The sequence below is a fragment of the Paenibacillus sp. V4I5 genome (assembly GCF_030817255.1).
Lineage (GTDB): Bacteria > Bacillota > Bacilli > Paenibacillales > NBRC-103111 > Paenibacillus_E.
On sequence record NZ_JAUSZB010000002.1, the window covers coordinates 1,181,399 to 1,193,254 of the forward strand.

General features: G+C 44.0%; 12 protein-coding genes. 4 read left to right on the forward strand and 8 right to left on the reverse strand.

The annotated features are described in order from the left end of the window. Positions 1-21: 21 nt before the first annotated feature. A complete protein-coding gene (locus tag QFZ78_RS07535; protein ID WP_307546396.1) occupies positions 22-954 on the forward strand; it encodes a zinc dependent phospholipase C family protein in 933 nt (310 codons plus the stop codon). Here the strand turns inward: QFZ78_RS07535 and QFZ78_RS07540 are convergent. The 4 genes from QFZ78_RS07540 to QFZ78_RS07555 are packed head-to-tail and all read right to left on the reverse strand — an operon-like array spanning position 951 to position 5,956. Further along, positions 951-2,645, reverse strand: a complete 1,695-nt coding sequence (locus tag QFZ78_RS07540) for a M3 family oligoendopeptidase (RefSeq protein WP_307546397.1) — start codon at positions 2,643-2,645, stop codon at positions 951-953. The two genes, QFZ78_RS07535 and QFZ78_RS07540, sit on opposite strands and share 4 nt — an antisense overlap. A gap of 45 nt (positions 2,646-2,690) precedes the next feature. Continuing rightward, positions 2,691-2,996, reverse strand: coding sequence for a YciI family protein (locus QFZ78_RS07545; RefSeq protein ID WP_171689123.1), 306 nt, complete (start codon positions 2,994-2,996; stop codon positions 2,691-2,693). Beyond that, positions 2,996-3,691 carry a uracil-DNA glycosylase gene (locus tag QFZ78_RS07550; RefSeq protein ID WP_307546398.1) on the reverse strand — a complete coding sequence of 232 codons (696 nt, stop codon included), beginning with the start codon at positions 3,689-3,691 and terminating at the stop codon, positions 2,996-2,998. Before QFZ78_RS07550 ends, QFZ78_RS07545 begins: the two co-directional genes overlap by 1 nt. A gap of 12 nt (positions 3,692-3,703) precedes the next feature. Beyond that, positions 3,704-5,956 (reverse strand): type IA DNA topoisomerase, encoded by a 2,253-nt coding sequence (locus tag QFZ78_RS07555; protein WP_307546399.1) that lies wholly within the window; start codon positions 5,954-5,956, stop codon positions 3,704-3,706. A gap of 199 nt (positions 5,957-6,155) precedes the next feature. On the opposite strand from QFZ78_RS07555, the gene QFZ78_RS07560 reads away from it, so the two are divergent. Next, a complete protein-coding gene (locus QFZ78_RS07560) occupies positions 6,156-7,265 on the forward strand; it encodes a glycosyltransferase family 4 protein (protein ID WP_307546400.1) in 1,110 nt (369 codons plus the stop codon). Between the two features lie 210 nt (positions 7,266-7,475). On the opposite strand, the gene QFZ78_RS07565 is transcribed toward QFZ78_RS07560, so the two are convergent. Beyond that, on the reverse strand, positions 7,476-8,078 hold the full coding sequence (locus tag QFZ78_RS07565; RefSeq protein WP_307546401.1) for a phosphatase PAP2 family protein: 603 nt from the start codon (positions 8,076-8,078) through the stop codon (positions 7,476-7,478). 215 nt (positions 8,079-8,293) lie between these two features. Further along, the gene (locus tag QFZ78_RS07570; protein ID WP_307546402.1) at positions 8,294-9,361 is read right to left on the reverse strand and encodes a YheC/YheD family endospore coat-associated protein; all 1,068 of its coding nucleotides are present in this window, start codon (positions 9,359-9,361) and stop codon (positions 8,294-8,296) included. Positions 9,362-9,518: 157 nt separating this feature from the next. On the opposite strand from QFZ78_RS07570, the gene QFZ78_RS07575 reads away from it, so the two are divergent. Next, entirely contained in the window at positions 9,519-10,619 is a 1,101-nt protein-coding gene (locus QFZ78_RS07575) for a WD40/YVTN/BNR-like repeat-containing protein (RefSeq protein ID WP_307546403.1), read from the forward strand. A gap of 1 nt (position 10,620) precedes the next feature. Continuing rightward, a complete protein-coding gene (locus QFZ78_RS07580; RefSeq protein WP_307546404.1) occupies positions 10,621-10,896 on the forward strand; it encodes a MoaD/ThiS family protein in 276 nt (91 codons plus the stop codon). Positions 10,897-10,920: 24 nt separating this feature from the next. On the opposite strand, the gene QFZ78_RS07585 is transcribed toward QFZ78_RS07580, so the two are convergent. After that, positions 10,921-11,418, reverse strand: a complete 498-nt coding sequence (locus tag QFZ78_RS07585) for a metallophosphoesterase family protein (protein ID WP_307546405.1) — start codon at positions 11,416-11,418, stop codon at positions 10,921-10,923. Between the two features lie 39 nt (positions 11,419-11,457). After that, positions 11,458-11,784 (reverse strand): DUF1904 family protein, encoded by a 327-nt coding sequence (locus tag QFZ78_RS07590; RefSeq protein WP_307546406.1) that lies wholly within the window; start codon positions 11,782-11,784, stop codon positions 11,458-11,460. Positions 11,785-11,856: the final 72 nt, after the last annotated feature.

Genomic DNA, 11,856 nt, shown 5'->3' on the forward strand with positions numbered 1-11,856 from the left:
CACAAATTAGGAGGGGCACAATTGCCTAACATCTGGACACATCTGATTTTCGGTCAAGAATTAATGAACCAATTGGGGCATGCCAATATGCTTAGTGATAAGCAGTTGCGACATGTTTTCTCCCTTGGCTGTCAAGGACCCGATTTCTTATTCTATCATAACTTCTTACCTTGGAAAAAAGACAAAAAACTCAATCAATTGGGAAGTCTCATGCATACGAAAGCATGCGGTCCGTTCTTGATGGATCTACTTTCCCATATGCAAGGAAGAGGTTTGTATAATCCTGCTGTTGTTTATGCACTTGGATTCCTTACACACCATATTCTCGACCGCAACATGCATCCCTACGTTTTTTACAAATCAGGCTTCAAGAAATGGGATCACCAACGATTTGAGATTATTATGGACACACTTATTGTTCGTCGCAAACTTGGACTACAGACATGGAATACGCCTGTATGGAAAGAAATATATGTTGGAGAAGCTCTGCCCCTCGGCATTGTTCCTGCGCTTGCCCACGCTGCTGCGAACCACTATCCTGACTATGCTTCGCAGGTTACTGACAAGGATTGGAACGATGCTTACATCGACATGATTCGAGCTCAACGCTTGTTCCACGATCCGAAAGGAATCAAACGTTTATTAACCTTCGGTCAAATATCACCATTGGTGTATACCAAGCATCCGGCTCCGCTTGATTATTTAAACGAAGCCAAAACGGTTTGGAATTGTCCTACATCATTAGAAGAAACGTACACATACAGCATTTGGGACTTATGGGATATCGCGATGGAAGATGGTCAAATCGTCCTAAAAGCAGCCATACAAGCCTTACAACGAGGTTCTTCGGCTGAATACCAAGCTTTAGAAGAAGTTCTCGGCAATCTCTCCTATGAAACAGGTAAGGACTGTGACAGCGGACTGCAAATCACTCATGTTCGGCCTATGATTTAAAGCTTAGCATCATCAACCTGATCAAGCCATGAATCGATATGACCAATTACCGAAGCCACACAACCTTCTTTGAAAGGTGAAATTAGCTTAGCGACTTGAACAAGCTCTGTGAAATTCAGACTTCCGCCTTGCTGACAAAGTCTTAAGTAATCCTCCCAAGCTAACTCGGGATTTTCATTAGCTCGTTTCCAGAATTGAAACGCACACACTTGTGCAAGCGTGTAATCTATGTAGTAAAATGGGCTTTTGTAAATGTGGGCCTGCTGCTGCCAAAAGCCCCCTCTTTCCAAATAGTCGTTATCCTCGTAAAAACGATGCGGCAAATATTTGCGCTCAACCTCGCGCCAAACTAGCTTACGCTCAGCGGGTGTCAGTTCCGGCTGCTCATAGATCCGATGTTGAAATTCATCTACCGCAACACCGTAAGGAATGAATAAGAGTGATTCACTTAGATGCTTGAATTTATACTTATCTGTCTCTTCCTCGAAGAACAATGACATCCAAGGCCAAGCGAGAAACTCCATGCTCATGGAGTGGATTTCACAGGCTTCCAAGGTTGGGAATATGTATTCAGGCACTTGAAAATCTCGGCTGCTATAGCCTTGGAAAGCATGACCTACTTCGTGCGTTAAGACATCAATGTCACCTGAAGTTCCGTTAAAGTTAGAGAAAATGTAGGGTGCTTTGTATGTACTAATATAAGAGCAGTAACCACCTACGCGTTTTCCCTTCTTTGCCACAAGATCCATCAAACCGTTATCGATCATAAAGGTAAAGAACTCATCCGTTTCTGGGGATAGCTCTGCATACATCTTACGCGCTTGTTCCACGATCCAATCCGCATCGCCTTTTGGCGTCGCATTCCCTGAGGCGAAACCAAGCTTGTCGTCATAATAATGCAGCGAGTCTACGCCAATTCTAGCCTTCTGCCGTTCCTTTAGTTTCGTTGCCACCGGTACAATGTGTTCAAGAACTTGATTCCTAAATACTTCCACGTCCTTGGCATTGTAATCAGAGCGGTTCAAACGAGCATACGCGAGTTCAACAAAGTTGTTATATCCGAGCTTCTTAGCGATGAGTGCACGAATCTTCACTAATTGGTCATACAGCTCATCCAATTTCGCTTCATTCTCTATAAAAAAGCTATATTTCACATCATTCGCTTCTTTACGGACTTTTCGGTCTGTTGATAATTGAAAAGGCACGAGTTGGGATAAATTTCGTTCTTCCCCTGCATAAATTAGCTTCGCAGAAGCAAGCAGCTTCGAATATTCACTGGCCAGTTTGTTTTCTTGTACGAGATCTTCAACAATTTCCGGCGAAAACGTTTTCAACGACAAGGAGGCAATCGTAAACAGCTGCTTCCCCCATTCGACTTCTAACTCTGATCTATAAGAGGATTCGATGAGAGCTTTATAAAACTCGGTAATCAGCCCTTGATATAAAGGCTCAATTTCATCGAAATACTCTTGCTCCGCTTTGTAAAATTCATCATTTGTATCCACACTGTGACGAATCCGAGCAATAGATTCCATAGACTCTAACTCACTTCGCAGGCTAACGATCGCTTCCATCGATTGGTCTTGATTGCCAAACGAATTCGCTCGTTTAAACGCCTCTAAAAGCTCCTTAAAATTAATTTCAAAAGCGCTAAAGTCGGGTCTTTCGTACTTAAATTCTTGAAATTTCATTGGATTCACTCCTTTGATTTTTCGCCAGAATAACTGGCAGTTTACTTACATAACTGCAATACTGTAAGGAAACAATTCGCTGGTCATGAGTTGATTAGCAACAGCAGGATCTTGTTCCATGATCAGTGTAGCTTCTAACTCATTATCCACTCTAAGGATAACAATGCCAAATGTTTTTTCATCAAAAGTTTGTGTTCTTCCTGCTAAAATGAGTTCTCCCTCCTCTTTTAATTGTAAAAGATATTGAAAGTGTTCTTCAACAATTTTATCTTCTTTTTCTGTCCAAACACTGCGGTCTAGAAAAGCAGGTTTTAATCGTAAGACATAAATAAATTCTTTATTGTCGCTCATTACTCCCGCTCCTTCACAAATAAATTTGGTATTTGCCAATCAATTTCCGAACTCCCAAGTTCTCTAAGATACGCATTCGCTTGCGAAAAAGGCTTACTGCCAAAAAATCCGCGATACGAAGAAAGCGGACTCGGATGAACTGATTTTATGATAACATGCTTCGTTGTATGGATGAGACGCTCTTTGGTCTGTGCATGACTTCCCCACAGCACAAAAATGATCGGCTTCTCCCGATCACTTAGCGTCGTTATGATTTTATCTGTAAAACGTTCCCACCCTTTTCCCTTATGCGAATTCGGCATATCTGCTCTTACCGTAAGAACCGTGTTCAATAGCAGCACGCCTTGTTCTGCCCAACCCTTCAGGTAGCCGTTATCAGGGATATAGCAGCCAAGATCAGACTGTAATTCTTTATACATATTTTGCAAAGATGGCGGTGTCGGTATACCCGGTTTAACGGAAAAACTGAGGCCATGGGCTTGGCCTCTACCGTGATAGGGATCTTGTCCCAAAATAACCACTTTGGTATTCGCATAAGAAGTTAAATGAAGTGCATTATAAATCTCATTTTGTTCTGGAAAAATGGTTTGTGCCGTATATTCATCATTGAGAAATTTTTGCAAGGCGTGGAAATAGGGCTCTTGAAATTCTGACCCCAACAAAGAAGCCCAGTCGTTCGTTAAATGGCTCACCATTCACCCCTCCTATCATTCCGTTTCCGTACCGAGCTCACCCGTATCGATGTTTCTCAGCACGATTCGCCCATCCGCCGCTGTACCATCTGCAAGTACAAGCTTCAGCTTCGTCGTTTTCCCTTTATTTACGAGCGCCTGAACTTGGGCGTCCGTTAAATTCCGGCCAAAGCTTTCTTTCCAGATGACGAATTTGCAGCCTTCCTTATAGTGCGAGCAGCCGTAACCTTTACGACCCATGAAAAGGGAGCCTCCGCACCCTGGTCTTGGACATGTCGCTAGGAACGTATTTGCTCCATCTGTTTGTTTAGCAGGAGCCGCTTTCTTAGCTGCAGCAGTTGTTTTGGTGCCGCCTGTTGATGCCGCACTCGATCGTGCCGAACCGCGTTTGGGTGCACCTGCAGGCGGCGTTTCGCTTTCGAAAGCTGTTTTGGAAGCTCTAGCCTGTACGCGAACCTTATCAACGATTAGGGTTGCGAATCTCTTGACGTTATGCATAAACTGCTCATCCGAAGCTGTTCCTCGGGAGATTTCATTCAGTCTGCGCTCCCATTGACCCGTCATCTCAGGTGAAGTCAGCAGCTCAATGCCCGCGCCGCGAATTAATTCAACAACCGTTCGCCCCTTCTGGGTCAGGACGATTTTCTTGCCCTGCATGTCGATGTACCCAACCTTCTTGAGACGCTCGATGGTCGCTGCACGAGTAGCCGGAGTACCGAGACCCGAATCCTTCATCGCATCGCGGAGCTCCTCATCCTCAATCTGTTTGCCGGCGCTTTCCATGGCTTTGAGCAGCGTTCCTTCGTTAAAATGCTTAGGCGGCTGCGTATCTTTTTCCTTTACGATCGCATCAAGGCAAAAGACATTCCCCTGTGAATCGATTGAGAAAGGCTCGTTTACTTCAACCTCTTCGTCTTCTTCCTCTTCCTTCTCCTTGCCCTTTGTGCTCTTCGCCTTTTCCTTTTTCTGATCAGCGTAGATGACCTTCCAACCTAATTGGAGAAGTTCTTTGACCGTTGTTTTAAACATTTCTTGTTCAACCTCGGTCATAACCGTATGAACCTTATACTCAGCTGGAGGATAAAACTGGGATAAGAAACGTCTTACAATCAAATCGTACAATTTCTGTTCATCTGGACTCAGTCCCGATGCTTTGCGATTCGTCGGAAGGATCGCATGGTGATCTTCCACTTTGCTCGGATTGCAAATAAACTTGTTATTTTTGTGTACCAGATTTCGGTTAGCCCCTTGCACAAGCTCATGGTAAGCCGTTCCTTGTAAAGCGGATAAGGACTTGTGCATTTCCGGAATATTTTGCTCAGTGACATAGTTGGAATTCGTTCTAGGATAGGAAATGACCTTATGTTTCTCGTAAAGTGCCTGGGCTGTATCCAGTGTCTTCTTCGCCGAGAAGGCGTATTTCCCATTCGCCTCACGCTGCAGCAGCGTCAAGTCATACAATTTGAACGGGTATTCCTTCGTCTCTTTCACTTCATAGGAAATAATCCGTGCTGGTTTCCCTTTGACCTTGACAGCAAGCGCCTCGACCTTTGGTCCATCCGTCAAACGCTCTCCCTGCCACATGCCTCTATACGTCGTCTCGCCTTGTGTAAAGTGCCCCTCCAGCTCATAAAATTTAAGTGAAGAGAAGGCTTCAATCTGCTTCTGGCGGTCATAAATAAGCGCAAGAACTGGTGTTTGAACACGGCCAACGGAAAGCAATACGTTATGCTTCGTTGTGAATGCACGTGAGCCATTCATGCCGATTAGCCAGTCTGCTTCACTGCGTGAGCGCGCGGCGCGCGTTAAATTCTCGTATTCAGCGCCGTCCTTTAATGTAGCGAAGCCATTTCGAATCGTCTCCGAGGTTAAATCGGAAATCCAGAGCCGCTTAACAGGCTGGTTCAGTCCAAGATGCCGCTGTATAAGCGAGAAGATGTGCTGCCCTTCTCTCCCCGCATCGCACGCATTAACAAGCATGTCGCATTTCTTCGCAAGCTCAGCAATCACCTTAAGCTGATCGTAAGTACGTGGGTTTGGAATCAGCTTAAATTCATCAGGAATAATCGGCAGGTGATTAATATTCCATTTTTTATATTTATCATCGTATTGATCAGGTTCAGCCAACTCAATTAAGTGTCCAATCGCCCAGGTGATGATGTATTGCTCACCCTCTAGATGGGACCTGAGATTTTTGGCTTTGGGCTCTATTGCGGCGGCTATATTACGTCCCATATCGGGTTTTTCCGCAATAATTAATGTCTTCAAGAGTGTATCGCTCCTTAATTGAACTTTCTAAGTAGATCAGAATCTGTCGCCTCAGTGTATCCCACTTTATAAATGGCTGCAATATGGTAACTATCGAAAATTTTATTTTTCCAAGTAGACTTTACTCCAAGTCCCTCTACTTCCTTTGAATATGATAACTGGAAATATCAAATGAAGCCAAGAGGTGAAGGTTCCTATTATGCATATTCTGATTATTGCACCAGAACAAATCCCCGTCCCTCCTCCCGTCGGAGGCTCTGTAGAACATTGTATATACCAGATCGCCAAAAAAATATCCCACAAGCATACAGTGACCATTATAAGTCGACTGCGCGCCAACTACCCGAAGAAAAGCAGATTAGGTCATATTACGATTCTTCGAGTACCCGGTGCCAATAAACAAGCTTATTTATCTAATGTGATTAAGACGGTTAAAGGGCATCGTTTCGATAGGATTCAAATTGATAATCGCCCTAGATTTGTGCATGCCGTGAGAAAAGTATTCCCACATACGCCTATCTCTGTTTTTTTGCATTCAAAGACATTTATATCACCGCCGATGACATCCAAAAAACAAGCAGCAAGCGATCTTAGTCTGGCTAATCGCATTATTGGCAACAGCCTTTCGCTGCAAAATCACCTGAAACGAACCTTTCCAAAAATCAGCCATAAGGTTCGTTACGTTCATCTAGGCGTCGATCTCGCTCAATTCCGTCCTCGTAAAGAGAAAGAATATTCAAATGGCGGTCACCGTCCATTTGTCATTCTATTTGCAGGCAGGTTGATTCCGAAGAAAGGAATCCCCGTACTGATGAAAGCTACAAAGATTGTTATGCAATCCATCCCTTCAGTAAGGCTTCACATTGCCGGCGGGACCGGAAAGCCAAGCTACAAGAAATACTTGAAACACCTGGCTTCATCACTTCAAATCCCAGTATCCTTCAAGGGCTACGTTTCACGAAGTCAAATGCCTAGTTTCTATCGATCCGGGGATTGTTTCGTTTGCCCGTCTCAAGGTCATGAAGCGTTTGGATTAGTGAATGTGGAAGCTATGGCATCCGGCATTCCGACGATCGCCTCCAGAAATGGTGGGATTCCTGAGATTATTCGGCATAAACATAACGGACTTTTAGTTACGAAATATCGAAGTCCTGAGGCTTTTGCCAAAAAAATTATGAAACTAGCCAACGACCCTTCTAAAGCCAAAAGACTGGCCAAGCAAGCTCGACTAGATGTAACGAGAAAATTTAGTTGGCGAGCCACAGCAAGCAAATTAGAAAAGATTTATTCGGCGAAAAATTCCACGTAGATATCGGCGATAGGGACGGCTATTCCTTTCCTGCAAAAAACTCCTTCCAGATATCCATCTGAAGGAGTTTTTTGCGTTCATTAAATGACTTGACTCTGCCGATAGCAGAAATAGCGATAGGCGGATGGAATTTCCGAGTTATTCTCAAAAGGGCAATAGTTCTTATAAGGTAATAATTGTTTTGAGCACATAAAACTCATGTTCTATTCATCATTTGATTACCGAAGATCGCGGCGTTTCGTTCCTGCGCCAAATTCTGGACTCGACAGCTTCATACCAATAGATAAATTTCGTCAACCATTTCAGTGCCAACGACGAACGCTTAAATAACTGATGCATGAGAACAGCGGCAGCTATTCCAATTACAGCACCTGCTATGACATCAGATGGATAATGTACGCCTGTCCATACTCTTGAAAAAGCAATACCGGCTGCTAATACAAGCCACACCTTTCCGACTTTTCTCCGGTGTATCCAAATGGATGTGGCTATTACGAAAGCGCCGATTGTATGATTACTTGGAAAAGAGGCATTGGCCGGATGCGAGATCAATTGAATGACATTATGTGTGACAACCGGTCGATCCCGATAGAAGAAATGCGCAAGTAGACCGCTGAAAGTTATTGCTACATATGTGGATAGAAGTGATTCAGCAACCATTCTACGCTTGAGATCTTGCCTCGTAAACCAATAAATGACAATCCCGATGTAAAACACGTACAACGCATATGAAGCTAACAAACGCATAACTAAGTTTAGAGCGGGTAGGCTATTCCCTAATTGATTAATGAGTTGAAACCAATGATAGTCCATCTGAGTAGAGCTCGTCTTCATCATCCTTTATTTATACTGAATGCTCTAACAGATTACGTTGTCTTTACACGATGAAAATGAAAACAAGATGTGAAATGTACGATTTAACCGCGCACTCCATAACGATCAGGAGAATTATTCCCTGCAAAACAGTCACTACCTAGTTTGAAGAACAGATTATTTTCTTATTCAAAAGCCCCAGAATCTGGGGCAAATTAATCATTCAGTGACTTTGATTGATTCAAGAGAAACTTTGCATATCGCATTGGTGTTTCATATGTGCGATAAAAAGTCTTGTGCATTTTTGCTTTTTTAAAGGGGTATCGTTGGTCTCTACCATTCACTTCGATCAATTTGATGTTACCATATTGGTCAACGCCAACATCTAAACCAAGATCAGCCATATGAGGCAAACTAACACCAATAAATTGGGCAATGGCTAATGACACTTGATGTAATTCTTGTATGATCCTAGTGGAATCAAACCCACTCGACGTAAACAGCTCCTCACAACGCTTAACTTTTCCGCCTTTCGCTACATTCGTTACATGGCGTCCTGAGGCTGCAACTTTGCCTACAATTCCAGTGATTTGCCACTGTCCACTGCCTCCACGCTGCACGGAAATCCTCAGATCATAAGGTCTTCCATGATGAGTCGCTAACGGGATAGCTTCTTGAATCATATACGTTTGTTTTCTTACTTTCTTCTCAATCAACGAAACGGCTTGCTTATAAGATACAATCTTAGGCGTCCTATTGATCCCATACAATTTCCAACTTCCACTTTCTTGCATAGACAATTTAATAATGCCTTCACCCACACTACTGTTCGTAGGTTTGATGAAAAGTGAGTAATATTTTCTCATGGCGGCTTCCAGTTTACTTCGCGAGTATTTCGTAGATTCTGGAAGATACTTACGAAGCGTTGCATTCGCGTGGATTAGCTGATGGATATGATGTTTATCATAACGATTTTGCCTGTTGAAAACGGTGCTCGATTGGGAAAGCTCTTTTAACTTTTTTCTTAAATAAGGAGACAAGCTAATGGCTCGGTTATGTGTCACACGAGGAATAGAACGTCTAACGAGCCTATATGCATTATTTTCATAGTAATAACCCAAAGCAGATTTACCTTTTACATGCTGTAAACACATATAAAAAGGTCTTAAACCATGCCTTTTTCCTGCTTTGTTATACAGGGCTAAGCGTTCATTTCCTGTTCTTCCTCTCGCAATACCCAAATAAGTTTCCAAGTCCAATAAGACACCTACCGTAGTATGCATCGAATCACCGCCATTCGAATAATAGAATTACGACAGTGTATGTCCCTCTTACTCTTGCAAACACGGTGAACACCTAAGAAAATAACACATTATAGGAGAAGGAATTATTTGCCATATGTCGAAATTATCCTAGGAGTATGATTAAAGGAGGCCACGTATGTCAAAGCACGTTCAACTGCTCGTCGGCACCAATAAAGGCATTTTCATTTATTCCTCAACGATTGAAAGACGGAACTGGTCCATGCAAGGACCTTTTTTACCAGGATGGGAGGCTTATAGTGTTCTTGGAGATACACGATCAGCGAGTAAGTTGTATGCCGGAACCTCTCATGCCGCTTATGGAGCGACCATTCGTGTATCCAGCAATGGCGGTGAAACGTGGGAACAGATTGCGGATAGTCCAAGGTACTCTGAGGAGAGCGGTTTTTCACTAAACCGTATTTGGCAGTTGGTGCCTGGTCTTGCCTCTCAGCCCGAAACTCTTTTTGCGGGTGTTGAAGAAGCGGGATTATTCGTTAGCCGCGATAGCGGTCAGACGTGGCAAGAGTTAGATGGTTTAACGAAGCACCCCACACGTCCGGAGTGGTTTCCTGGAGCCGGCGGTATGTGCTTGCATACCATTCTCATCGATCCAAGGAATTCGCAGCGCATGTGGATCGGAATATCCGCTGTCGGTGTCTTCCGTACACTTGACGGAGGGAATAGCTGGAAGCCATGTAACAACGGACTGAACCGAATACCAACAGGTCAACCTGATGAGCGTGTCGGATACTGTGTGCACAAGATGGTGCTCGACCCGGAAAACTCCGATGTTCTCTATATGCAGGAGCATAGCGGGGTGTTCAAATCCATCGATGGCGGTGACAGCTGGCATCCTATCGAGGAAGGTCTTACACTACGTGACGGCGATGCCCCGTTTGGTTTCCCGATTTCCATTTCACCAACAGGTGATTTATTTCTTATCCCGCTGGAAAGCAGCGAACAACGCTCTATGCGTGACGGCAAGTTAATTGTTTACAGAATGGCACGCGGTGAAAATACCTGGAAACCTATTGGGGATGTTCTCCCAGAAGAAGAACGACATGTCAGCGTACTGCGAGATGCGATGGCTGTGGATGCTCTTGAGTCTTATGGGCTTTATTTTGGAACAACTTCAGGTGAAATTTACTGTTCACTGGATCGTGGAGAAAGCTGGGAACGCCTGCCAGGACAATTATCACGAATCCTAACTGTGAAGCCAATGATTTTGGAGGACTAGCATGCTTATTACCGTCAGCGTCCCCTCCTTGCTGCGTGATTGCACAGGGGGAAACGTCAAATTTCAATTGGATGCGCTTACGTTACAGGACGCATTAAATCAACTTATATCGAGCTATCCCCTGCTGCGCCTTCATCTTTGGACCGAAACCGGACAAGTCCGAAAGCATGTCCTGCTCTATTACAATGATACGAATATCGCTTGGCTGGATGACTTAAATATAATGCTGCAGCAAGGTGATCAGCTCATCGTTTTCCAGGCTGTCTCCGGCGGGTAAAGCAGGACTTAACAAAGTCAAATATTAAGCTTTGCTTTCATAATAGAAATGCGTCGCATGAATGCTATCACCGAGCTCGATGATGCCGTATGAGTATTGTGGCTGCCTTCTTTTATCGGTAGGCGACCCTGGGTTAAACATGAGAATTCCGTTGATCGTTTGCTGGTATGGAACATGGGAATGTCCGAAGATGACGATATCCGGCCGCTCGGCCTGGAACGCTTCTCGGGCTCTTTCCTCTGTCGTTTTGCGAAAGCCGTCTCCATGGATAAGACCAATTCGGTAGTCTCCGAGTGTCAGTATTTTCCTCAAGCCGAATCGTTCAATGATGTCAGATCCGTCATTGTTACCGGCCACAGATTCACAGTGTGCGATTCGCTCAACCAATTCAACAACATGCTCACTCACCCAGTCTCCGGCATGAATAATAAGATCTACACCTTGTAAGCCTGCGATTAACGCATCAGGTAATTTTTGAACCCGAGGTGATAAATGAGTATCCGAAATCACACCAATCCGCATATGGACCACTCCTTCATAAAATCAGTTAACTGAATTCGTTCAAATTAACTTCCCATTCCAATAGTAGCTGTCCTCCCGGTATACCCGAAAAGCGATCTCCACCTCAGGAATGCCAAGCGAAAGAACGTGTTTGGTCAGCACGCTAGCATACTCGTCACGTGTTTCTTGCCCTCTCTCGAACCAACTTACTTCAATAAATGGGTATGTATTGACTTGCTTCCCTTCAAATATCGAGACTGTGGGCAGACATTCCAGCATAAAATTGTCCGTTCCACACGAGCATACTTGAGCTAGTTCTTCAATTAACAACGTACTAATGGATTGAATTTGAGGAACACTAATTCCTCTAACGATCATTTGGGGCATGGATAACGCTCCTTTGTATTTTCTTAGAAGACTGATAGCTGCAGGCTCTTGAGTTAAAAGTAGTGTAGACAC